The sequence below is a fragment of the Streptomyces tyrfis genome (genome assembly GCF_037034285.1).
GTDB lineage: Bacteria > Actinomycetota > Actinomycetes > Streptomycetales > Streptomycetaceae > Streptomyces.
On record NZ_JBAGJZ010000005.1, the window covers coordinates 150,090 to 174,336 of the forward strand.

18 protein-coding genes and 2 pseudogenes are annotated in these 24,247 nt (G+C 70.1%); 15 read left to right on the forward strand and 5 right to left on the reverse strand.

The window, feature by feature from the left end; genetic code table 11:
- Positions 1–21: 21 nt before the first annotated feature.
- Both WA762_RS05910 and WA762_RS05915 read right to left on the reverse strand, forming a co-directional pair.
- Complete coding sequence (locus WA762_RS05910) at positions 22–690, reverse strand: potassium channel family protein (protein WP_335933536.1); 669 nt, start codon at positions 688–690, stop codon at positions 22–24.
- Positions 690–1,358: a potassium channel family protein gene (locus WA762_RS05915; RefSeq protein WP_329838621.1), complete on the reverse strand. Its 669-nt coding sequence runs from the start codon at positions 1,356–1,358 to the stop codon at positions 690–692. The genes WA762_RS05910 and WA762_RS05915 overlap by 1 nt, the downstream gene beginning before the upstream one ends.
- A gap of 271 nt (positions 1,359–1,629) precedes the next feature.
- Here WA762_RS05915 and WA762_RS05920 point away from each other — a divergent pair, with 271 nt between their 5' ends.
- From WA762_RS05920 to WA762_RS05990, 15 genes and pseudogenes are all read left to right on the forward strand, one after another.
- A complete protein-coding gene (locus WA762_RS05920; RefSeq protein ID WP_335933619.1) occupies positions 1,630–2,340 on the forward strand; it encodes a GntR family transcriptional regulator in 711 nt (236 codons plus the stop codon).
- Between the two features lie 351 nt (positions 2,341–2,691).
- On the forward strand, positions 2,692–3,759 hold the full coding sequence (locus WA762_RS05925; protein ID WP_335933537.1) for a 1-aminocyclopropane-1-carboxylate deaminase: 1,068 nt from the start codon (positions 2,692–2,694) through the stop codon (positions 3,757–3,759).
- Positions 3,760–3,854: 95 nt separating this feature from the next.
- A complete protein-coding gene (locus WA762_RS05930) occupies positions 3,855–5,903 on the forward strand; it encodes an APC family permease (protein WP_335933538.1) in 2,049 nt (682 codons plus the stop codon).
- Positions 5,904–6,090: 187 nt separating this feature from the next.
- The gene (locus tag WA762_RS05935; RefSeq protein ID WP_335933539.1) at positions 6,091–7,419 is read left to right on the forward strand and encodes a class I SAM-dependent RNA methyltransferase; all 1,329 of its coding nucleotides are present in this window, start codon (positions 6,091–6,093) and stop codon (positions 7,417–7,419) included.
- A gap of 514 nt (positions 7,420–7,933) precedes the next feature.
- Complete coding sequence (locus WA762_RS05940) at positions 7,934–10,723, forward strand: restriction endonuclease (RefSeq protein ID WP_335933541.1); 2,790 nt, start codon at positions 7,934–7,936, stop codon at positions 10,721–10,723.
- Between the two features lie 390 nt (positions 10,724–11,113).
- Positions 11,114–11,650 carry a hypothetical protein gene (locus WA762_RS05945; RefSeq protein ID WP_335933542.1) on the forward strand — a complete coding sequence of 179 codons (537 nt, stop codon included), beginning with the start codon at positions 11,114–11,116 and terminating at the stop codon, positions 11,648–11,650.
- Complete coding sequence (locus WA762_RS05950) at positions 11,644–13,059, forward strand: hypothetical protein (protein WP_335933543.1); 1,416 nt, start codon at positions 11,644–11,646, stop codon at positions 13,057–13,059. Before WA762_RS05945 ends, WA762_RS05950 begins: the two co-directional genes overlap by 7 nt.
- 331 nt (positions 13,060–13,390) lie before the next feature.
- Positions 13,391–14,341: a hypothetical protein gene (locus WA762_RS05955; RefSeq protein WP_335933544.1), complete on the forward strand. Its 951-nt coding sequence runs from the start codon at positions 13,391–13,393 to the stop codon at positions 14,339–14,341.
- A gap of 25 nt (positions 14,342–14,366) precedes the next feature.
- Positions 14,367–14,876, forward strand: a complete 510-nt coding sequence (locus tag WA762_RS05960; protein ID WP_335933545.1) for a GNAT family N-acetyltransferase — start codon at positions 14,367–14,369, stop codon at positions 14,874–14,876.
- A gap of 876 nt (positions 14,877–15,752) precedes the next feature.
- Positions 15,753–16,559 (forward strand): annotated as a pseudogene (locus WA762_RS05965) (MFS transporter); the annotation flags it as partial.
- Positions 16,560–17,004: 445 nt separating this feature from the next.
- Positions 17,005–18,150, forward strand: a complete 1,146-nt coding sequence (locus tag WA762_RS05970) for a cupin domain-containing protein (protein WP_443080525.1) — start codon at positions 17,005–17,007, stop codon at positions 18,148–18,150.
- 2 nt (positions 18,151–18,152) lie between these two features.
- The gene (locus WA762_RS05975) at positions 18,153–18,980 is read left to right on the forward strand and encodes a fumarylacetoacetate hydrolase family protein (RefSeq protein WP_335933547.1); all 828 of its coding nucleotides are present in this window, start codon (positions 18,153–18,155) and stop codon (positions 18,978–18,980) included.
- Positions 18,977–19,609 (forward strand): maleylpyruvate isomerase N-terminal domain-containing protein, encoded by a 633-nt coding sequence (locus WA762_RS05980; RefSeq protein WP_335933549.1) that lies wholly within the window; start codon positions 18,977–18,979, stop codon positions 19,607–19,609. The genes WA762_RS05975 and WA762_RS05980 overlap by 4 nt, the downstream gene beginning before the upstream one ends.
- A 27-nt stretch (positions 19,610–19,636) precedes the next feature.
- Positions 19,637–20,896 (forward strand): FAD-dependent oxidoreductase, encoded by a 1,260-nt coding sequence (locus WA762_RS05985; RefSeq protein ID WP_443080526.1) that lies wholly within the window; start codon positions 19,637–19,639, stop codon positions 20,894–20,896.
- Positions 20,893–21,239 (forward strand): annotated as a pseudogene (locus WA762_RS05990) (thiolase family protein); the annotation flags it as partial. The gene WA762_RS05985 and the pseudogene WA762_RS05990, both read left to right, overlap by 4 nt.
- Here the strand turns inward: WA762_RS05990 and WA762_RS35645 are convergent.
- The 3 genes from WA762_RS35645 to WA762_RS06005 all read right to left on the reverse strand — a co-directional run bounded on the left by WA762_RS35645 (position 21,228) and on the right by WA762_RS06005 (position 24,139).
- The gene (locus WA762_RS35645) at positions 21,228–21,470 is read right to left on the reverse strand and encodes a hypothetical protein (RefSeq protein ID WP_443080528.1); all 243 of its coding nucleotides are present in this window, start codon (positions 21,468–21,470) and stop codon (positions 21,228–21,230) included. The pseudogene WA762_RS05990 and the gene WA762_RS35645 sit on opposite strands and share 12 nt — an antisense overlap.
- Before the next feature lie 289 nt (positions 21,471–21,759).
- Entirely contained in the window at positions 21,760–22,284 is a 525-nt protein-coding gene (locus WA762_RS06000; protein WP_335933551.1) for a GNAT family N-acetyltransferase, read from the reverse strand.
- Positions 22,285–22,561: 277 nt separating this feature from the next.
- Positions 22,562–24,139, reverse strand: coding sequence for an acyl-CoA synthetase (locus tag WA762_RS06005; RefSeq protein ID WP_335933553.1), 1,578 nt, complete (start codon positions 24,137–24,139; stop codon positions 22,562–22,564).
- Positions 24,140–24,247: the final 108 nt, after the last annotated feature.

The following is a 24,247-nucleotide window of genomic DNA, read 5'->3' on the forward strand; positions in this document are numbered from 1 at the left end:
GCCTCCGCCGGATCCGCCGGTTCAGTCGCTCCGGCGGACCGAGAGCAGATCCTCCAGCTGTTCCTCGCGGGCCTGCGCGGCCACGAACAGCAGCTCGTCACCGGCCTCCAGCGTCTCCTCGGTGCTCGGCGTCAGCACCCGCTGCCCGCGGATGATGGTGACCAGCGAGGTGTCCTCCGGCCAGGCCACCTCCCCGACCCGGGTGCCGGCCAGCGCCGACTCCGGGGGCAGCGTCAGCTCGACCAGGTTGGCGTCGCCGTGGCTGAAGCGCAGCAGCCGGACCAGATCGCCGACGCTCACCGCCTCCTCGACCAGGGCCGACATCAGACGAGGCGTGGAGACGGCCACATCGACCCCCCACGCCTCGTTGAACAGCCACTCGTTCTTCGGGTTGTTGACCCGGGCGACGACCCTCGGCACGCCGTACTCGGTCTTCGCGAGCAGCGAGACGACCAGGTTCACCTTGTCGTCGCCGGTCGCGGCGATCACGACGTTGCAGCGTTGGAGGGCCGCCTCGTCGAGCGAGGTGATCTCGCAGGCGTCCGCCAGCAGCCACTCCGCCATCGGCACCCGCTCCACCGAGATGGCCGTCGGCGCCTTGTCGACGAGCAGCACCTCGTGCCCGTTCTCCAGCAGCTCGCCCGCGATGGAGCGGCCCACCGCGCCGGCCCCGGCAATCGCGACACGCATCAGTGACCGCCCTCCTCGGGCCCCTCGGCGAAGGCCGCCTCGACCTTCTCGATCTCGTCCGTACGCATCATCACGTGGACCAGGTCGCCCTCCTGCAGCACCGTCTGCGAACTGGGCAGTATGGCTTCACCCAACCGGGTGAGGAACGCCACGCGGACGCCCGTCTCCTCCTGCAGCGTGCTGATCTTGTGGCCGATCCAGGACGGCGTGGTGTGCACCTCCGCGAGCTGCACACCCCCGCTCGGATCGCGCCACAGCGGCTCGGCGCCCGACGGCAGCAGCCGTCGCAGCATCTGGTCCGCGGTCCAGCGGACGGTGGCGACCGTGGGGATGCCGAGGCGCTGGTAGACCTCGGCGCGCCGGGGGTCGTAGATCCGGGCCGCGACGTTCTCGATGCCGAACATCTCGCGGGCCACCCGGGCGGCGATGATGTTCGAGTTGTCGCCGCTGCTCACCGCGGCGAACGCCCCGGCCTCCTCGATCCCGGCCTCACGGAGGGTGTCCTGGTCGAAGCCCACACCGGTGACGCGTCGCCCACCGAAGCCCGACCCCAGACGCCGGAACGCCGTGGGATCCTGGTCGATCACGGCGACCGTGTGCCCCTGCTGCTCCAGGGTCTGCGCGAGAGCGGCTCCCACTCGCCCGCAGCCCATGATGACGATGTGCACCTTGTGCCTACCTCGCAGTCCTGGTCGTCCCGCTGACCTGCGAAAACACCCTGCTCACACTTCTTCCTCAGCTTGCCGGGCAAACAACGGGGCAACGGTGAGTCCCGTTGCCCAGGATGAGCTTATGCGGCGCGAAGCGCGACGCCCCATCCGGCCGTCCTTTCGCCACGTCCGCGACAGCGCGGGGAGAACGCCCCGTTTCGTCCGTCCCGCCCGGCCGGCTCTTGAGCACCTCGCGAACAGACATCTAACATGTCAGTTCATGGAGACCTTGCGGACCCTGCGTCCCGTCCGACGGACGTTGCTGCGGGACACGGCGTACGAGGCGATCCGGGACGCCATCGTCCGGGGCGACATCCCGCCCGGCGCCCCGGTCCGCGACGCCGATCTCGCCGAGCGGCTCGGGCTCTCCCGGGCTCCGGTCCGCGAGGCGCTGTCCCGGCTCACCGGCGAGGGGCTCGTCGAGTCCAAGCCGCAGAGCTACACCCGGGTGACCCGTCTGGTCCCGCGCGACGTCCGGGACGCGGCCGCGGTCGTACGGGCCATGCACGAGCTGGCCGCCCGGACGGCCGTGCCCCTTCTCGCGGACGCCGACCTCGCCGCGATGCGCGAGGCGAACGACGCCTTCCGGGAGGCGGCCCGCCGCGGCGACGTGGCGGACGCGCTGCACGCCGACGACCGGCTCCACGACGTCCTCGTCACCGCCTGCGGCAACCGCGCCGTGGCCGCCACCGTGGAGCGGTACACCCCGTTGATCCGGCGGCTGGAGTGGCGGCGGTTCGGCACGGCGAGCGCGGCGCACGGCTCGGCGGAACTGCACGACCGGCTGATCGAGGCGTGCGGCGCACGCGACGCCGACGCGGCGGCCCGGGTCACCGCCGAGATCTGGCGGGCGCTCGAAGAGCTGGCCGACGACCCGTCCGGCGAACCAGGACCGCCCGAGGGGCCGCCCGGCTCCCGGTCCGCCGAACGCCCGGGATAGCCGGGCTCCTCCTCCGCGCGGCCCCGTCTGCCCGCCGTCCCGAGCCGCCACCGCCGTACCGACAACCCGACCCCGCACGCGCGCCGCACGCGCTCCCGACACCCACGCCCCCACCCCGCCTCACCTCGTCCACCGTCCAGCGCATCGCACGCGCACCGCCCGCACCACTCGGCACACCGCACCACCCGCACCTCAGGCACCTCAGGCACCTCAGGCACCACCCGGCACACCGCACCACCCGCACCACCTGGCACATCGCACTCACGCACCGCACCTCACGCACCGCACCCCGGCCGTCCGTCCCGCGACGCGCCGGCCCCGCCTCGCCCCGCCACCCGAGGGAGTCCCGTGATGCCCGCAGCCTCCATCTCCTCGCCTGCCATCTCCTCGTTCGTCCGCCATCCCCTCCTCTTCGGGCCCTCGCCCGTCCACCGTCTCGACCGGCTCACCGACCACCTCGGCGGAGCCGACCTCTGGGCCAAGCGGGAGGACTGCAACTCCGGCATCGCCTACGGCGGCAACAAGACCCGCAAGCTCGAATACCTCGTCGCGGACGCCCTGGCGCAGGGCTGCGACACCCTCGTCTCCATCGGCGGCGTCCAGTCCAACCACACCCGCCAGGTCGCGGCGGTCGCCGCCCGTACCGGACTCGGGTGCGTGCTCGTCCAGGAGAGCTGGGTCGACTGGCCCGACGCGGTCTACGACAAGGTCGGCAACATCCTGATCAGCCGCCTGGCCGGGGCCGACGTCCGCCTGGTGCGCGCCGGGTTCGGCATCGGCGTCAAGGAGAGCTGGGAGCAGGCGCTGCACGAGGTCGAGGCGGCCGGCGGCAAGCCGTACCCCATCCCGGCCGGAGCCTCCGACCATCCGCTCGGCGGACTCGGCTTCGCCAACTGGGCGTACGAGGTCGGGGAGCAGGAACGCGAGCTCGGCGTCTTCTTCGACACGGTGGTCGTCTGCTCGGTGACCGGTTCCACTCAGGCCGGCATGATCGCGGGCTTCGCCGCGCTCGAAGAGGCGGGCGGCCGGCCGCGCCGCGTCCTGGGCGTCGACGCCTCCGCCGAACCGGAGCACACCCGCGAGCAGATCGCCCGGATCGCGGCGGACACCGCGCGGCTCATCGGGGTGCGCCGGGCGCTCACCGCGGACGACGTCGAACTGGACACGCGCTACCACGCGGGCACGTACGGTATTCCGGACGACGCCACGCTCGACGCGATGCGGCTCGCCGCCCGAACCGAAGGAATGATCACCGATCCCGTGTACGAGGGGAAATCCATGGCCGGAACGATCGATCTCGTATCGCGCGGCGAAATCCCCCGGGATTCCACCGTCCTATACGCGCACCTCGGCGGCCAGCCCGCTCTCAACGGCTACAGCGCCCTGTTCCCGGGCGGTCGAGTGCAAGGATTCCGTTAAGAATTTTGTGTCGGTTTCGGCTGTGAGCTGGGAAATGGCGGGCCACGCCTCGGGCAGTTCTGCGACTTCCATACGGAACGCTTACGATCCTCTGCGTGTCCAAACTGACCGACCTGCCCAAACGGATTCTGATCGGACGGGCGCTGCGCAGCGACAAGCTCGGAGAAACGCTCCTCCCCAAGCGCATCGCGCTTCCCGTCTTCGCATCCGACCCCCTGTCCTCGGTGGCCTACGCACCCGGTGAAGTCCTGCTGGTGCTGTCCATCGCGGGCGTGTCGGCCTACCACTTCAGCCCCTGGATCGCGCTCGCCGTCGTCGTCCTGATGTTCACGGTGGTCGCCTCCTACCGGCAGAACGTGCACGCCTATCCGAGCGGTGGCGGCGACTACGAGGTCGCCACCACCAACCTCGGCCCCAAGGCCGGACTCACCGTGGCCAGCGCCCTGCTCGTCGACTACGTGCTGACCGTCGCCGTGTCGATCGCCTCCGGGGTGGAGAACCTCGGGTCCGCCGTCCCGTTCGTCGTCGAGCACAAGACGGCGGCCGCGATCACGGCCATCGTGCTGCTCACGCTGATGAACCTGCGCGGCGTCAGGGAGTCCGGCAAGCTTTTCGCCATCCCCACGTACCTCTTCGTGGCGGGCGTCTTCATCATGATCATCTGGGGTGCGTTCCGGGGCCTGGTCCTCGGCGACACCATGAACGCCCCGACGTCCGGATTCCAGATCAAGGCGGAGCACCAGGGGCTGGCCGGTTTCGCGCTGGTCTTCCTGCTGCTGCGGGCGTTCTCCTCCGGCTGTGCGGCGCTCACCGGCGTCGAGGCGATCAGCAACGGCGTGCCCGCCTTCCGCAAGCCCAAGAGCAGGAACGCGGCGACGACGCTCGCGATGATGGGCCTGCTGGCCGTCACCATGTTCTGCGGCATCATCGCCCTGGCCATGGCCACCGGCGTGAAGATGTCCCAGAACCCGGCCACCGACCTCATCGACAAGGGCGTCCCGGTGGGCCCCGGCTTCGTCCAGGACCCGGTGATCTCGCAGGTCGCGGCCGCCGTCTTCGGCGAGGGCACGTTCTTCTTCGTGGTCCTCGCGGCGGCCACCGCCCTCGTCCTCTTCCTCGCCGCCAACACCGCGTTCAACGGGTTCCCGGTGCTGGGCTCGATCCTCGCCCAGGACCGCTATCTGCCCCGCCAGCTCCACACCCGCGGCGACCGGCTCGCCTTCTCCAACGGCATCGTGCTGCTGGCGGGCGCGGCGATCCTCCTGGTCTGGGTCTACGGGGCGGACTCGACCCGGCTGATCCAGCTCTACATCGTCGGCGTGTTCGTCTCCTTCACCCTCAGCCAGATCGGCATGGTCCGGCACTGGAACCGCCACCTGGCGACGGAGAAGGACCAGGCCAAGCGCCGCCGCATGCTGCGCTCCCGCGCGATCAACACCTTCGGCGCGTTCCTGACCGGCACGGTGCTCGTCGTCGTGCTCGCCACCAAGTTCACCCACGGCGCCTGGGTCGCCCTGCTCGGCATGGTGATCTTCTTCGCGACGATGACCGCCATCCGCAAGCACTACGACCGCGTCGCGGAGGAGATCGCGGCGGACGAGACCCCGTCCGACGAGACGGTCCGGCCCTCCCGGGTCCACTCGATCGTCCTCGTCTCCAAGCTGCACCGTCCCACCCTGCGGGCCCTCGCCTACGCCAAGCTGATCCGCTCGGGCAAGCTGGAGGCGCTGTCCATCAGCGTCGACCCGGCCGAGACCAAGGCGCTCAGGGAGGACTGGGAGCGACGCGGCATCGACATCCCGCTGAAGATCCTCGACTCCCCGTACCGCGAGGTGACCCGCCCGGTCATCGACTATGTGAAGAACCTCCGCCGGGAGAGCCCGCGCGACGTGGTCAGCGTGTACATCCCCGAGTACGTGGTCGGCCACTGGTACGAGCACCTGCTCCACAACCAGAGCGCCCTGCGCCTCAAGGGGCGGCTGCTCTTCACCCCGGGCGTGATGGTCACCTCGGTCCCGTACCAGCTGGAGTCGTCCGAGGCCGCGAAGCTGCGCGCCCGGAAGCGCGCCGAGTGGAACGCGCCGGGCGCGGTGCGCCGCGGGCCCGTGGAACGCAGGCCCAAGGACGCCGCGAACAAACCCTGACCGCCGAGGCGCGGCGCCCGCGCGGCCCCGGACCCCGCGGTCCGGCGGGCCCGCGGCCCGCACGTGGTGAGGGCCGGACGACGACCCACGTAGACTCATGGGTCGTCGTCCGGCCGACCGCGTGTCGTCCGGCCCACCCGCGGCCGTCGCCCGGCCGTCCCGTCCCGAACCCTGGAGCCACCCCCTCATGCAGAACGAACCCACGTCGTCGCTGGTCGGGGAGGAGTACGAGGTCGAGGTCGGGCCCGTCGCGCACGGCGGCCACTGCATCGCCCGCACCGAGGAGGGCCGGGTCCTCTTCGTACGCCACACGCTCCCCGGCGAGAAGGTCGTCGCCCGGGTCACCGAGGGCACGAGCGACTCCCGTTTCCTGCGCGCCGACGCCGTACGCGTCCTCGAAGCGTCCAAGGACCGCGTCGAGGCGCCCTGCCCGTACGCGGGCCCGGACCGGTGCGGCGGCTGCGACTGGCAGCACGCCAAGCCCGGCGCCCAGCGCAGGCTCAAGGGCGAGGTGATCGCCGAACAGCTCCGGCGCCTGGCAGGGCTCACCCCCGAGGAGGCGGGCTGGGACGGCACCGTCATGCCCGCCGAGGGCGACAAGCTTCCCGCGGGGGAGGTGCCGGCCTGGCGCACCCGGGTCCAGTACGCCGTCGACGAGGACGGCCGCGCCGGCCTGCGCAAGCACCGTTCGCACGACGTGCAGCCCGTGGAGCACTGCCTGATCGCGGCCCCCGGCGTCACCGAACTCGGCATCGAGAAGCGGGAATGGCCCGGCATGGCCTCGGTGGAGGCCATCGCCGCCACCGGTTCCCACGACCGCCAGGTCATCCTCACCCCCAGGCCCGGCGCCCGGCTTCCCCTCGTCGCGCTCGACAAGCCCGTCTCGGTGATGCGCGTCGACGAACGCGACGGCGGCGTCCACCGCGTGCACGGCCGCGCCTTCGTCCGCGAACGCGCCGACGACCGCACCTACCGGGTCGGCTCCGGCGGTTTCTGGCAAGTCCACCCCCAGGCCGCCGACACCCTCGTCCGCGCCGTCATGCAGGGCCTGCTGCCCCGCAAGGGCGACACCGCCCTCGACCTGTACTGCGGCGTCGGCCTGTTCGCCGGCGCCCTCGGCCAGCGCGTCGGCGAGAAGGGCGCGGTCCTCGGCATCGAGTCCGGCAAGCGAGCCGTCGAGGACGCCCGGCACAACCTCAAGGACCTGGACCGCGTCCGCATCGAGCAGGGCAAGGTCGACCAGATCCTCCCGCGCACCGGCATCACCGAGACCGACCTCATCGTCCTCGACCCCCCGCGCGCCGGCGCCGGCAGGGCCACGATCAATCACCTGTCGGGCCTGGGCGCCCGCCGCATCGCCTACGTCGCCTGCGACCCGGCGGCCCTGGCCCGCGACCTGGCGTACTTCCGCGAGGGCGGCTACCGGGTGCGGACGCTGCGGGCGTTCGATCTGTTTCCGATGACGCACCATGTGGAGTGCGTGGCGATTCTGGAGCCGGTGAAGAAGGACGCCTGACCTGCGGTTTTGTGGGTGCGCGGTATGTGCCGTGTGGGCGTTACGGGCGATATCTTGACGCTGAGATGACGCTCGTCCTGATGGTCGTCAGGGACGCGTTTCCGCTGTTCTGATGCTTCGGGAGCGGCTTCGGCGCGTGCGCTTCCGAGAGGGAGTGCTGCTCTACGAGCGAAGAGATCTTCTTGAAGTCCTCGCCCTCAGTGCGCTGACCTGCAGGAATTGACTGGAGAGGCCCTCTGGTCTGCACCGATCCGTCATTCCTGCCCTTTCGTCGTGCTGCCCATTGATGCGGTTGATCCTCCCCAGCCGCTCCCCAGCGGGGCTCCATTCTCCCCAGATTCTCACCGCCTATGGGGTCTCAGAAGGTGATTCACCGCTGGTCAGCGGAGCGACTTGAACCGCGAGCAGTTATGGTCGACGACGTGGCAGTCCCCCGGTCTAACCTGTGGCCCGCGTGACGACGCAACGAATCGAGCGGGGGTTTGGTGTGGGGCAGTTCTCACGGCAGCCGGTGGTGATCGACAAGAAGGTCGATTTCCTCCCGTTCCGTGATATGCCTTGGGATGACTTCGAGCGGTTGGTCTGGGAACTTGTGCAGGCGGTGGAGTCTCTGTCGCCCTGCCACCGTTACGGAACGCCGGGGCAGGCGCAGGGCGGTGTCGACATCGTTGGGCGTGCGGCGGACGGTGGGTGGCACGCCTTCCAGGTCAAGCAAGTGACCCGGTTCACGGAGACAAACGCTAGGAAGGCGCTGGACACCTTCGTCCACGGCCCACGCCCTCAGGGCGCGGCGCGCCTGGTCATCGTCACCTCATGCAGGGGAACGCGAACCCAAGTGCGGGACCTGGCCCATGACTATCAGGACCGGCATCCGGAGCTGGCCCTGGGTGAGATCTGGGATGCAGAGCACCTGGGGATCTTGCTCCGTAGCCGGCCGCTCATCGTGGCCCGCTACTTCGGAGACGAAGCTGCTCGCCGGTTCTGCGACCACGAGGCACTGGGGGAGCTCTCATGCATGGAGAGCGCGGACGGCCTGGTTGGTCCGGGCATCCCACTTGCCGCCGCCGACCCCTTTGGCCTGGAGGTCCACGAGGCGGTCACTGTCGACCACACGACGGACGATGGCTCACTTCCCTCATACTTCCGTCGGCCCTTCGACGACGAACTCGGCACCGCCGTGGACCTGGTCCTCACAGGGCGAAGCGTCATGAGGGTGCTCCTCGGAGACTCCTCCACGGGAAAGACGCGAGCGGCATGGGAGGCGATTCAGCGGTTGCCCGGGGGATGGCGACTATGGCACCCGGCCGGCCCTGGCGACCTGCTCGATTCGATCGACTTGGTGGCTCCCCGAACGGTTTTGTGGCTCAACGAGATCAACCGCTACCTCCTCTCCGGCGATACCGATCGGGACGAACAGGTTGCTGGCAGGCTCATCGAGTTGCTCCGAAGTGCTCGATCCGCACCTGTGCTTGTCCTCGGCACGGCCTGGCACGAGCACTGGTCCACGATGACCACCGCACCACGCGACGAACGCGCTCAGACGAAAGCCCTGCTGGTCAGGTGCTGGATCCGAGTACCGGAGATGCTCAGTGAGGACGAGCTCTCCACCCTCACCGCAGAGCCTGAGCGCACCGATAGACGGATTCTGCAGGCTGCACGGCTCGCAGAGAGCGGACACGTCATCCAGTACCTGGCTGGCGGCCCCGCCCAGTTGGAGCGCTACGAGACAGGCTCCCCCGCAGCCCGCGCGGTGCTGCAGGCAGCGATGGACGCCCGCCGACTGGGCCACGGTCTCGATCTCCCCCACGCTTTCCTCAAGGACGCTGCTGCGGTGTACCTCACCTCGTTACAACGTGATCTGGCACGGCCCGACTGGTTCCTGCGAGCGGTGGAGTACCTGTCGGCCCCGTGCCGGGGCGTACGCGGGCCCCTGACCCCGGCTGCGGGCTCGTCCCTGCCGAATTCACTGGAACCGAGCCACTACCGACTCTCGGACTTCGTTGAACTACACGCGAGAAGACATCGCCAAATGGAGTGCCCGGGTGCAGGATTCTGGTCTGCTGCCGTCCGGTATGCCGCCAGCGCGAGGGACAAGGTCGCCTTGAGCCGTGAAGCCTTGGCCCGCGGCAGGACGAAGGATGCCGAGGCCCTGGCAATGGCGGCGGCGGAGGACGGCGAGGGTGCGGCCCTGTCCATGTTCGCCCTATGGCTCGAGGAACACGACAAGGATGAGGACGCTCTGTCCTACTTCGAGTTGGCCGCCGAGATCGGCGACGCCGAGGCTCGAGTCGTCCTGGCCTGGCGGTACGAGCGTGCGCAACGGCTCGACGAGGCGGAACGTTGGTACCGAAAGGCCGCGGAGTCCAGCGGCAGGTTCGACGCCGCTGTGGGGCTCGCGTCCGTCCTGTCCCAGCGTGGAGACGACACGCCTGCGGCGCAGCTGTACGAGGCAGTCCTAGACCGAGGCGTCTTCGGAGCCCGGGTAGTTGAGCACCAGGCTCGATGGCTGGCCGATCAGGACCAACACGAGCGGGCCCTCAACCTCGCGACGCTATCGTTCCAAGCCGGCAATAGTGAAGCCTTCACCGGGCTCGCCTGGAGCTACATGTACACGGATACGCCTCGGGCGATCGAGGTGTTCCTGCACGCCATAAAGGCGGGCGACAGGAACGCCCCTCGCGAACTTGCCTGGGTGTATGAGAATGAGGGCGATACAGCCCGCGCCGAACACTTCTGTGAGATTGCCGTCTCTCTGGGCGAGACGAACGCTCTGCGTGGCCTGGGCATGATCCGCCGCAGCAAGGGTGACCACCGATCGGCCGCCGGCCTGCTCTGGAGGGCGTACAACCTCGGCGTGCGCCACGCGTTGCCAGAGCTGGCCAGACTGCGGGAGGAGGCAGGCGAACTCAAGCGAGCGGAGCGGCTCTATTGGCGCGTTCTCCAGGAGGGGGACCCGAGCGCGGAGCAGGACCTCGTCCGCATCCTGGAGACCACGGGAAGAACACGACAAGCTGAGGACCTAGCCGCCCGTTCCGCAGCCCTCCTCGAAGTCCTCGCACGTGCCCGTGCCGCCCGCGGCGAGCGTGAGGCCGCCGAACAGGTCCTGGTCCCAGCGATCCGCCAGGGAAACCCGAACCTCCTCCTGCCACTCGCCGCCATCCGCCGACAATGCGGCGACACCGCAGGAGCGCAACTCGTCCTGCGCCAGGCGCAAGACGCGGGTGTCCGGTTCGCCGCGGAGCGGCTGGCGGAGGTGGAAGCAGAGTCCGTCCGGCCGGAGGCGGTCCGCGATGCCCGCAGCTAACTGAGTTCGGAGACCCGTCGTCGCACACGAGGGGCGAGTCCCCCGAGGCGGTCGCCGACCGGGAGGCGCCGGAAGAGGGCGGCTTCTTGGCCTTGAGGCCGCCACAGAGAGCAGCCGCGCCCTGGAGAGCAGGCTGGTTCTCCCCAGAGTCTCCCCAGCAGAGGGCCATGCGGCGTGCATACGCAGGGGGGCAGAGGCATGGTTCGGGTACGCAGCCCCGCTGCGCACAGTACACAGGGAGTGCCCGTCGCAAGCCAGTGAGCGGCTGGCCGGTTTCAACCACTTGAAGCGGAAAGTTGGCTGAGGCACCCTTTTCCGGTGCCAGGTGAAGAAGCGCACCTTGTAGGTGCAGAGGCTGTCCAGCGGGCGAAGAGATGGCTTGAGAGCACCATGCGCGTGGCCCAGTCGTACACCAATACGGACGGCGCTTGGGCGAAGAAGCTCACCCTCCACTGGCCGCACGGCAATGAGAAGCAGTTCTCCTACGACCTCGGCGGGGTCATGCGTGGCGGAGACTGGGATGGCCAGATGTTCTGCGCCGAGGTCAAATGGCGACGGAACTCAAGTGATCAAGGCACGGAGTATAAGAGCTTTCTGGCCAAGTGCTATGTCGCGCTCAGCAAGGACTACATGCTCGGCGATCACTACATGTGGATCAGCTGGGCGCCGTTCCGTGCACGCGATTGGGATGTGCTCACGGCACCGGACACGATCCGGGAGGCCGTTCTCGCCGAGGCGGCTCGTGCTCTGGGCACGGAAGATCTAGACGAGGCCCGGGAACTGATCAAGGACGAGATCGTCGATGAGCTGTCGGCGCGGCTCTGGATCGTCGTCATGTCGGAGAAGCAGGAGAAGCTCGTTCCGCTTGACGACTGGCGTGGAGTCGTCGCCCGTTTCTATAACAGCCAGGGGAAGACATCATGGTGACACCGGTCGCACCCGAGATCGATCGCGCGCTCGACCACCCTGATCCCCGTGAGGCCGTCGAACGGGTCAAGGATGTGGTGCAGCGCCGGCTGCTTGCAGTGCATCCCTCAGCCGAGATCATCCGAACCCCCTTCTTCAACCACACTTATGTTCCAGACCTGTTGATGACGTGGAAGAACGGCCGTGGTGCGGCTGAACGACGCGTCTATCTCCGGACTTCATCCGATCCGGTTCTCCTCGCCAACGATGTGTTGCTGCTCGAACGAGAGCAGCAACCGCTCGTCGTACCGCTGGGGCAGGTCGGGCAGGGTCCTTCGTGGGCCCGACTGGACGACATCGCGGGGGAGCGACAGACGCTCGTTTTGGACCCCTTCGGACTCGGGGCCCTGCCTCCCCACTCGACGACCCGCTCGCCGGTCGTACTGGCTTCCGACGCGATCGTCGAAGGCGGCCGCGGGATTATGGGACAGGACCAAGTGGAACAGTTCCTCGCCTCGGTGGACCTGGGAGTCGGTGCGGCTCGTGAGGGCCGGGAGGCCCCGACGCGTGCCGCCCTCACCTCGCTCAGCCGTCGTACGACCCCGGGCGTGGCCCATCGGCTCGCCACTTTCATGGCCGCGATGTGGCAAGGCAGTGGCCGGTCGATGACGGACTTCCCCGGCAATGCGCCGCTGCGCTCGTCCCTTGACGCCACCTCTTTGAACCTGCTGCTGTCCTCGGAGGAGATCCAGGACGAAGACTTCTGGCGGCGCATTCAGCCGCTTGTGGACATCAAGCCACTGCTCGACAGCGGCATCACGGACACCGAGAACCTGCAACACCTCATGCGTAGCGCCGTCGGTGTCTGGAAGGCCCATGTCTGCATGGTCGTCGAAGGTCGTGGCGCGGGTGGCAGTTGGCGCTGGACGGTGGACCGAGGACGGCTGGCCCTGCAAGGTCCGGATTTCGTCGCGTACATCGCCGGCAGCCGCAAGGACTTGGAGTTTCCTGAGGAACGTGAGGTTCCGTTGCTGGCGGAGGTACGTGAGCGGGCGAACAGGCACGGCATTACGCTCACGTCGATTCGCATGATGACGCCGAACCGGAGAATCGGATACGACTCGCCTGGCGAAGATGTCACCAACGACCCGCAGCTGGACGGCATCAGTGCGGCGCTGGGGCAGGAGGAGGGGGTCGTGGAGGCTCTGGCCGTGACACCTGGGGGGTACGCCTTGAGGTGTAACTTCTCCACGCAGACGGCCGGCCCGCCGGGCGCTCGGGCGTTGCTCATTTACGCCGATCTCTTGGGGACGGCGCTCCGTCTTCTGCGGCCTTTCGGTGAGGAGGATGCGCTCGTGCTGCGTAGCCTGCTGGGCGGGGGCCCGGTTCCGCTGGCGCAGTGGTCGCAGCCGACCCTGCCAGAGGCGTGAACAGAGGACAGCTGGGAGGCTGATCTCTGACAGCCGATGGTCTGCGTTCCGGACTACGCTCTTGCACCGCCGATGAGCTCTCGGCCTGCATCGCGAGCGACGCCGAGCTCCTGGACTGATCCACAAGAGTGGCGCAGGTAGGCGATGCTGCGCCTGCCCTCCTTCGTTCGCGTCCAGTCGACTGGGACTGCTGCACGCACCGGGACCGTGCCCCCGCTGCAGTCTCAAGCAGCGGCTCCACGAACTCCTCGCCGATGACAGCGGCTTCATAAACCCGAAGCTACAGCTCCTTCACGACGCCCTGGCCGACACCGAGCGGGCCGGCACCGCGATGCGCTGGCTCTCCAAGGGCATCGTCTCCACCGTCCTGTCCGATCTTGGCTCCGGCCGCCGGCCTCTCACTCACAAGGCCCTGGACGAGCTCCCTGAAGGCAAGGTCGTCGAGCACATCCGCAGCGTCCTCGTCGCCACCGGAGTCCTGCCCCAGCGAGATGAGCAGATGGTCCGTCTCGAACGGCACGTGAAGGACCTCGTCTCCTCCCACGCGACGGCCGAGGGACGGAAAATCCTGCACCGGTACGCGACGTGGCATCTCCTGCGCCGACGCAGCCGCGGCAAGGACATCACGCACTACCAGCTCACGGTCGCCCGCCAGCATTTGCGGGCGGCAGTCCACCTCCTGGACTGGCTCGAAGAACATGACCTCGCCCTGGCCACCTGCCGCCAGGCCGACCTTGAACGCTGGATGACCAGCGACGACGCCCGCTGGGACACCGCCCGCCGCCTGCTGCACGACGACACCCTCAAACCCAAAGACCGCCTCGCCGGCCTGCTATTGCTCCTCTATGCCCGGTGGCCCGCAGCGATCTCCCGGCTCACCATCGACCACATCGAGGAGACGGACGGAACCGTCCACATCCGCCTCGGCGCCGTCCCGGTCGAGCTTCCCGCATCCGTCGCTGACCTGGCCCTGCAACAGGTCGCGGCTCTCCGCAGCCATGCTGTCCTCGCCCAGACAGACTCGCCCTGGCTCTTCCCCGGCGGCCAGCCCGGCCGTCCGATCAGCGCCTGGGCCATGGGCGAACGACTCCGCGAACTCGGCATCCGGCTCGCGGAAGCCCGCTCGACCGCGCTGTTCCAGCCAGCCACCGAGCTGCCCGCCGCCGTCCTCGCCCGCACCCTCGGCATCGACATCACCGCCGCCGTCAAATGGCAGCGAGCCGCCGCCGGGGACTGGAGCGCCTACGCGGCCGAGGTCAGCCGCTGTCACCATGACGTCTGAATCCAAAGACAAGGGAGCAACATAGATGCTGCTACGTGATGTTGAGTACGGCGATGTCGACGCCTACGTCCGGATGCGATGTAACCCGGTCATGATGGCCGAGCTGGGCGGCCCGCTGCCTCGCGAAGGCATCGAGGCGAAGGTCCAACGTGATGTTCAACGGATGGCGGCGGACACCGACTGGACAAAGATGATCGTGCCCGATGAGGCCGAGCTGGACGTGGTCGCGGGAACCGTGACGTTGTGGCCCCACGACGCAGACGGCGAGCGCATCTCCGAGATCGGCTGGATGGTGCTGCCGGAGTACCAGGGACGGGGACTCGGGAAGCAGGGCGTCCGCACGCTGCTTGAGCTGGCCCGCGACGACGGCCGGTGGGGGCTGATACATGCATTTCCGGCAACAACCAACGCCCCGTCCAACGGCATCTGCCGCGCCCTCGGCTTCCGATTCCTGGGCAAGCAAGACGTGCCCTTCGCCGGTCGAGTCCTGCAAACCAACCACTGGGCTATCGACCCTCGCACCGACCTGACCTGATACCGGTCCGCAGCACGCCGGAGCCCCGCGCAGAGCTTCGGGGGGGGGCATTCAGAGAGTTCCGATACCCAACTCCACCATTACACCTGCAGCCGGACGCGCATAAGGCCGTGCTCGGGGCCTGGGAGCGCTTGGATGTTCCGCTGACCATTGCTGCATGAGCCCGCATGGCTGCACCTCTGCCCCGTCCTGTCTGGACGGGGCAGAGGTGCTTGCCGGCTCAAGTGGGTGTGGCAGGTGAGCGCGAGGCCCCGCTGGGTGGAGAACGGCGCCCTCGGTTGTCGAACGGCCGGGCATGGGTGTAGAGCCGCGTTGGTATTAGCCGCGAGGCTGTGATCGGCAAGGGCACCCTGCGCGGGGCGACCCTCATCAGACCATGGTCCGGCACGTGCGCTGCAACACGCTGAGGTGCCGTCGGTTCGTATCGTCCCGTTGTGGGTGGAGTGGAGTTCGCAGCCTCTTCGGGAATGAACGTGAACCACGAGGAGTCTCACATCCCAACTTCCCGGGGGCAACTGAAAGTGGGATGGTTCTGCGGCAATTCCCGCGCCCGGACCGTTCAGGCCGCCAGGAAGATCACGTTTTCCCAGGTGAGTGGAGTCGGCACTGCCCTGCCGGCTCCGCTGCAGCCGGCAGGGCGGGACAGTAGTGCATCAACTCGGTGCCTGTCGGCGGCATGCGGCACCATGATCTGCACACGTGGGGCTTCTGCAACCGCTCGGCGTGGAAATGGAGTTCGCAGCCCGTGGCGAGGAGGCGGCCGGAGACGGCCCATCTGCCACTCAGGGGAAGGAAGAGAAGTCGGTATGAATCGACGCCGTCGCCCTCACCACCGTCAGTGTGGCGCGCAGCCTTGCTGGCCTGTGCAGATGACCTTTCAAGTGTTTCATGTTCCTTAACACAACACGGAATTCCAGAGAGGTTCCGGAGAAGTTCGGCACGGCGGTGGGCCCGTGGGTCATGGTGGCCTCCTGCTCGACCGCGCTCGGACCGATTGTCGGCGGCCTGCTGGCCGAGCGCGTCAACTGGAGTCCGTGTTCTACATCAACGCGCCCATCGGTGTCGTGGCCCTGGTCTTCAGCGCGTTCGTGCTGCCGCGGAGCAAGTCCTCCACCGGCCAGCACCGATTCGACATCCCCGGCGTGATCCTGCTGGCGTGGGCCTGGTGGCGTTGGTCTTCGGCGTGATCAAGGGCGAGACCTGGGGCTGGGGCGCGGCGCCGCTGGGCGCGGCGCTGACGGAGCGGTTCGGCGCGCGGCTGTCCATGCCGACCGGCATGGTGCTGCAGGTGGTGGCGTCCCTGTGCATGCTGGCCTGGGACGCGCACTCCTCGTACGCGGCCATGTGGCCGCCGTTCGTCCTGATCGGTCTGGGGGTGGGCATGGTCATGTCGGCGTCCTCGGACGCGATCGTCGGCAACGCGCCCGTCAGGGGCGGCGGGGTGGCGAGTGGTCTGCAGTCCACGGCGCTGCAGATCGGCGGCGCCCTCGGCACGTCCGTGCTGATCTCGCTGATCAGCAGCCGTGTGGGCTCCACGCTCTTCGGTGCTGACCCAGCGGCAACGCCTTCATGAACGGGGTGCACACCGCCGTGCTCGTCACCACCTTGCTGTGCCTCGTGGGCGCCCTGCTTGCCGCCGTGGGCCTGCGGCGCGACGCCGGTTCCCCCGTCACCGACGGCTGACGGAGGGAGGGGCGGGCGAGGGGCCGGCCGAGGCCGCTCGCACGGCCCGTCCGCCGCGTCCCGATGCACTTCGGACGGGCCGGCGCTGCGGGCGGGCCGGCGCGTCGGACGGGTCAGGCGTCGGCGTGTCGGCCGTCCCGGTGGCGTCCTGGGCCCGGCCGCCTGGCGTTCCCGCCCGCCCCGGTGGTTCCGGTTGCCGCAGTTCCGGTCGCTCCGGTTGCCCCGGTGTTTCCGCCCGTCCCGGCGTTTCCGCGTGCCGTGGCGAGCGCCATGCCTCCCGGGAGCCGGCCCGCAGGGGCTGCCCACGCCCCGGCGGTGAGCCGCCCGGGCAGGGCGGCGGCCTCCTCGGCGGCCCGTCCGCAGCACGGCCTTCGATTCCGCTCTCCAGAATTCATATGTTCTTCCAGCAGAAACAGCGCACGCTGATGCCGTGACTGAGACCTCTATGACCCAAGACACCGCCACGGGTTCCCCGGTCCGGCTCCAGGCCGTCGCCGCAGAGGGGCAGCCCGAGGTCACCCCGGCGCTCGAAGAGCTCTACCGGGGCTTCGAGCAGGAACTGCTCGTCCCGCTGTGGACCGAGATCGGCGACCTCATGCCGGCCCACCCGCGCTCGCGCGCCGTGCCGCACCTGTGGCGCTGGGAGAGGCTCCGGCAGCTGGCGGCCCAGGCCGGCGACCTGGTTCCGGTCGGCCGCGGCGGCGAGCGCCGCGCCATCGCGCTGGCCAATCCCTCCCTCGGCGGCAGGCCCTTCGCCACCCCGACGCTGTGGGCGGCCATCCAGTACCTCATGCCGGGTGAGGACGCCCCCGAGCACCGGCACACCCAGCACGCCTTCCGCTTCGTCGTCGAGGGTTCGGGCGTGTGGACCGTCGTCGGCGGCGACCCGGTGCCCATGAATCGCGGCGACTTCCTCCCGCAGGCCGGCTGGAACTGGCACGCCCACCACAACGCCACCACCGAGCCGATGGCCTGGATCGACGGCCTGGACATCCCCTTCCAGTACGTCACCGAGGCGCAGTTCTTCGAGTTCGGCCGCGACGAGATCAGCGACGCCGAGCGGATCACCCCGGAGCGGTCGCGCTCCGAGCGCCTGTGGGGCCACCCCGGCCTGCGTCCGCTGTCGGCCGTCCCGTCCACGCCGGGCAGCCCGCTGCTGTCGTACAAGTGGGAACACACCGACGCCGCCCTCCGCGACCAGCTCCTGCTGGAGAAGGCGGGCTTCGGCGGCACCGTGGAGCCCGGCCACGCCGCGGTGCGCTACTCCAACCCGCATGACGGCTCCGACGTCCTGCCGACCGTCCGCGCCGAGTTCCACCGCATCGTCCGCGGCGCCGAGACCGCGCCGGTGCGCGAGACCGGTTCGTCCGTGTACCAGGTCTTCGACGGCTCCGGAGTCGTGACCGTCGGCGACAGGTCCTGGACGGTGACCCGCGGCGACCTGTTCGTCGTCCCGTCGTGGGAGCCGTTCGCCGCCAGGTCCGAGGCCGACGCGACCGACTCCGACGAGGGAGCCCTCGACCTCTTCCGCTTCTCCGACGCGCCCGTCTTCGAGGCGCTCCGGCTCAACCGCACGCAGAAGGACGCCTGACCATGAAGCTCGCCACCATCCGCACCGCCGACGGCACCCGGGCGGTCCGCCTCGACGGCGACCGCCTGGTCGATCTCGGGTACGCCGACCTGGGCGAACTGTTCGCCGAGACCGACTGGCAGATCAGGGCCGCCGCCGACGCCGGCACCGCCTACCCCGTCGAGGGCGCCGACTTCGCGCCGGTCGTGCCCAACCCGTCGAAGATCATCTGCGTCGGGCACAACTACACCAACCACATCAAGGAGATGGGCCGGGAGCTGCCGGACCACCCGACCCTCTTCCCGAAGTTCGCCGACACCCTGCTCGGCGCCGACGACGACATCGCCAAGCCGGCCGAGACCGACGCGCTCGACTGGGAGGTCGAGCTGGCGATCGTGATCGGCAGGGCCGTGCGCCGCGCCGACGAGCAGCAGGCGGCCGACGCCATCGCGGGCTTCACCGTCATGAACGACATCTCGGTGCGCGACTGGCAGTTCCGCACTATCGAGTGGACCCAGGGCAAGATCTGGGAGGCCTCCACCCCGGTCGGCCCGTACGTCGTCACCCCTGACGAGGTCGGCGGCGTCCGCCCCTCGCTCGAGGTCAGGACGGTCGTCGACGGGCAGGTCATGCAGCGGGACGACACCGGCACGCTGCTGTTCGACCCGGTTTTCCTCGTCCAGTACATCTCCACCGTGATCACCCTGCGCCCCGGGGACATCATCGCCACCGGCACCCCGGCCGGTGTGGGCAACGCCCGCGACCCGAAGGTCTTCCTGCTCCCCGGCGACACCGTGGTCACCGAGATCTCCGGCCTGGGCGCCTGCACCAACAAGGTGGTCGAGGCATGACGGGCGCCGCACGGACGCTCGCCGACGCGCGCGCGTGGGCCCGCACGGGCACGCAGCTGGTGTTCGACGCCGTCGCGGACCTCGGAGAGGCCGGCTTCTCGGCCGACAGCGCGCTGCCCGGATGGACCCGCAAGCACCTCGTCGCACACGTCGCCGCGAACGCCGACGCCCTGGGCAACCTCGTCCACTGGGCGGCCACCGGAGAGGAGACGCCGATGTACGCCTCCGCCGAGGAGCGCGCCGCCGGCATCGCCAAGGGTCCGGACCTGTCGGCCGACGAGCTGCGGTCCTGGCTGACCTCGTCCGCGCACCGGCTCGCCGAGGGACTCGACCGCCTCACCGACGAGCAGTGGCGGCACCCGGTCGTCACCGCCCAGGGCCGCACCGTCCGTGCCACCGAACTGCCGTGGATGCGCGCCCGCGAGGTGTGCGTCCACGCCGTCGACCTGGGCGCCGGCACCGCCTTCGCCGACCTCCCGGACGGCTTCCTGACCGCGCTGGCCGCCGAGATCCGCGACAGGCGCGGACTGACCGGCCTGCCCGAAGGGCCGCTGCCGGAGGTCGCGGCCTGGCTGGCCGGTCGCCCGCACTCGCTCGCCGACGCCCCCGAGCTCGGCCCGTGGCTCTGAGGAGTTCGAATCATGTCCCAACCTGATGTGATCGTCGTCGGCGGCGGTCTCGGCGGCCTCGGCGTCGCGTTCTCGCTGACCCGCCAGGGCCGGAGCGTCCGGCTGCTGGAGCGCGCCCCCGCCTTCGGCGAGGTCGGCGCCGGCATCCAGCTCGCGCCCAACTGCACCCGCATCCTCGACGACTACGGCCTCCTGGTGGAGGCCAAGAGCCTCGGCGTCGTCCCGGACGCCATGGTCATGCGCGACGCCGTCGACGGCGACGAGCTGACCCGGCTCGACCTGCGGGACCTGGAGAAGCGCTACGGCTACCCGTACCTGGTCATCCACCGCAGCGACCTGCACGGCCTGCTCCTGCGCGCGTGCCGGCGGGCCGGCGTCGAGCTGGTCACCGACGCGCAGGTGATCTCGTACGAGAACGCCGACGGCGGCGCCCGCGTGACCCTCGCCTCCGGCGAGCGCCACGAGGCCGGCGTCGTGATCGCGGCCGACGGGCTGCACTCGCTCGCCCGCAAGCTGCTCGTCGACGACGAGCCCGTCTCCTCGGCGTACGTCGCCTACCGCGGCACCGTGCCCGCCGAGCAGCCACGGGTGCGGTCCGTCGACCTCAGCGAGGTCGTGGTCCACGTCGGGCCCGGCTGCCACTTCGTGCACTACGGCCTGCGCGGGGGCGAGCTGCTCAACCAGGTCGCCGTCTTCGAGTCGCCCAAGGCGCTGGCCGGACAGGAGGACTGGGGCACGCCCGACGAGCTCGACGCCGCCTTCGCCGGGACCTCCGACTTCGTCCGGGAGGGCCTGCCGTTCATGTGGCGGGACAAGTGGTGGCGGATGTTCGACCGCGACCCGATCATGAACTGGGTGCACGGCCGGGTCGTGCTGCTCGGCGACTCCGCGCATCCGCCGCTGCAGTACATCGCGCAGGGCGCGATCATGGCGATCGAGGACGGCTGGGTGCTGGGCGAGCACGTCGCCCGCGGTCGTGCCGAGGACGGCACGGTCGACTGGGACGCCGCCCTCGCCGCCTACGAGGCGGTCCGCCCCGAGCACTGCCGCCGCGTGCTGACCACCTCCCGCGCGTGGGGCGAGCTGTGGCACCTCGACGGCGTCCCCCGCGAGCAGCGCAACGCACTGCTGCGCGCGCGCGACGCCTACGACTACTCGTTCGTGGACTGGCTGTACGGCCCGACCGCGCTGACACCCGACGAGGAGCCGGAGATGTTCACGCCGGTCCCGCTCTCCTCGGCGTCGGTCGAGGATCCGGTGGCTGCCGGGGGAGGAGGCGCCCGGTGAGCGACGCCTGCCTCTACGCGGCGGTGCGCACCCCGTTCGGCCGCTTCGGCGGAGCCCTCGCCGGGACGCCCCCGACGATCTCGCCGCGACCGCGCTGACCAGCCTGCTGGACCGGGCGCCCGGCCTGGACCGCGCCGCGATCGGCGACGTGGTGTGGGGCAACGCCAACGGCGCCGGCGAGGACAACCGCAACGTGGGCCGGATGGCCGTACTGCCGGCCGGGCATGCTGGTGGTCCACCAGCCGATGTACCGCCGCGCTCACGGATGTCGGGCACGGCATGCCGATCACGGCGAGCGTCACGGGCAGCGGCGCGGCGGCTCCGGCTCCGGTCAGCGCCTGTCCCAGCCAGACATGTGCACGGACGAGGCGCACAGCGACACCAGGGCGCCCGCGATGCCGAGCCCCGGGCCGGACAGACACACCTTGCGGCGGTGCACGTCACCGAAGACACCGGCGGTGAGAATCAGGGCGGCCACCGGAAGCACGAAGGCGTCCGAGACCCAGGACAGTCGCGCCGTGCCGGCCCCGAACGCCCGGTGGATCAGCGGCGGACTGACGGCCACGGTGGTCACCGGCAGGCAGGCGACGCAGACACCCGCCAGGTGTCCCTCCGGTGCGCAATCCGACGTGTCACCGCCGAACTCTGGGAAAATCTCCCACGCGCGGGCGCCGCCGGGCGCCACTGCCAGGTGGACTTCCGCTGTTTTCCCAGGCCGACGGGGTGCCGGGCATGGACCGGCCACTCGTTCGCTCATGCGCGTCCGCGCGCCGATGCGGGCGCACGAGGAACTCCCGTTGGGCGAGACGGCGCTGCGGAGCGGGGACGCGGCGGCCCGAGCGGGCCTTGCGGTACGGAGCGAATCAGTGGGGCATGTCGTCCAGGGCGGTGGAGACGCCGGTGATCCGCGGGGGTTCCACCACCATCAGGGTCACGGTGCGCTCCGGCAGGTCGGCCTCGGCGACCGTGCGGAAGCGTCCCGCGGCGTAGCGCTCATGGGCGGGGGCGTCGTCGACGTCCGGGGCCGCCATGACGCGGCGGCAGCGCGGGTCCGCGGCGAACAGGGCCTCGGTGAGCGCGTCGAGGAGGGAGGCCGCGGCCGGGGAGGGCCGGGGGGAGAGGGGAACGAGGGCGAGGAGCAGGTCGTGGGCGCCCACCGGGTAGCAGCCGCGCAGCGGGTGGGTCAGCACGCGTCGGATCTCCACCCGGAAGGCGGGCGTGCCGCCGTCGCGCAGGGCCGTGTACGCGCGGGCGACGCCCGTGGGGGTGAGGCGGGCGGGGCCGGCCTCCGGGGGCGTGGGCGGTGCGGGCGCCAGGGTCCATGTGCCGACGGTGCCGGGGAGAGCGGGAACCGGCTGCGGGCCGTGGCTCGGGGCGTGGGGGGACATCGGCGGCCTTTCGTGGCAGGGGCCGGGAAGAGCAGGAAGAACAGGAAGAGCAGGAAGAACAGACGACGGGAAGAACAGGAAGAACAGAGGGACAAGGGACAGAGGAACAGGAGGGGCAGGGAGATCCGGGAGAGCAGGGCGGCCGGAGGGGTGGCGGGGCCGACGATTCGGAGGGAGCGCAGGCGAGCCACAAGAGCGCAGGCGAGCCACAAGGGGGAGGCGGCGGACGCGGGGGCAGGTCGGGGTGGCCGCCGTCGTTCCGTGTCCGCCGCGGGGGTCAGTCCGTGGCGGACGTCGTCCGGCGGACGACGATGTCGCGGACCCGGCCCTTCAGCAGCTTGCCGCCCGCGTTGCGGGGGAGTTCGGGGGCGACCACCAGGCGGGTGGGCAGCTTGTACCGGGCGAGCTGACGGCTCGCGAAGTCGCGCACCTCCTCCAGCGACGGCTCGACGCCCGCCTCGCAGACCAGGACCGCGACGACGGTCTCTCCCCACTTGGGGTCGGGGACCCCCACGACGGCGACTTCGAGCGCTCCGGGGAAGGAGCTCAGCACCCGCTCGACCTCGGCGGGATAGATGTTCTCCCCGCCGCTGATGATCATGTCCTTGAGGCGGTCGACGATGAAGTAGTGGCCGTCCTCGTCCCGGTAGCCGATGTCGCCGCTGTGGAACCAGCCCGCGTCGTCGAACGCCTCCCGGGTGGCGTCCTGGTTGTTCCAGTAGCCGCTGACGACGTTGGGGCCGCGCACGCAGATCTCGCCGCGCACCTCGGGTTCCTCGATGACGCCGCCCCGCCCCGGGGCCATCAGGCACACCTCCGTGTACGGCATGGGGAGCCCGGCCGAACCGGTCTTCGTCAGCGTGAGCGCCGCCGGGAGATAGGTGGCGAACGGGGCGGTCTCGGTGAGGCCCCACGCCTGCTGGAGGAGGACCCCGTGGGTGTGCGCGTAGTCCTCGATGAGCCGCGGCGGGACGGCCGCGCCCGCCACGATGACCGCCCGCAGCGCGGAGAGCTCCGCCTCGGCGAACCCCGGCACCCGGGCGAGCGCCGCGAACATGGCCGGCACGGCGAAGATGCTGGTCACCCGGTGCTCCACCAGGTCGGTCAGACACTGCTCGGGGTCGAAGGAGCGGCGCACGACGACCGTGCCGCCCCGGGTGAGGGTGCGCAACGTGAGGGCGTTCAGCCCGCCGATGTGGAACAGCGGGGCGACGGCCAGGTTCACGTCGTCGGGGCGGGTGTCGACCATGGAGTCCACGTTGACCGCGTTCCACCACAGATTGCCGTGCGTGAGCATGACGCCCTTGGGGCGGCCGGTCGTTCCCGACGTGTACATCAGGGCGGCCAGGTCGTCGTCGCACACCGGCACGGCGGCCGCCCGTCCCGCGTCGGACGACAGCAGTTCGGACAGCAGCGTCCACACGGCGGGCGGGGCGGGGGCGGCCGGGCACGAGGGGTCCGTGTCGACGAGTACCGGCCGGCGGACCGGGATCTCGGCGAGGATCGACTCGGCCAGCGCGCGGTGGTTCTCCTCGACGATCAGCGTATGGGCGCCGGAGTCGGCGAGGATGTGCCGCACCTCGTCGGCCGCCAGGCGGTGGTTGACCGGCACGAACACCGCGCCGAGGTGGGTGGCCGCCAGCAGCGCCTCGAACAGGGTGGCGCTGTTCAGCCCCAGATACGCCACCCGGTCGCCGCGGCGCAGCCCCCGCGCAGCGAGGCCCGCGGCCAGTCGGCTGACGGTGGTGGCGAGGGTGCCCGCGGTGATGGTCCGGCCCTCGTAGACGAGGGCGGTGGCGGCTGCGTCGTACCGGGCTCTACGCTGCACGGCGGCGGCGGGGCTGATGTCGACCATGACCCGAACGGCTCCTTCGGTGGCTGTCGGCAGGTGGGCGTGAAAGGGGGCGTTGAAGAGGGCGGGGGGCGAGCGAGGAGGGGGTGGCTCCCGGGGGTGTGCGGGGTC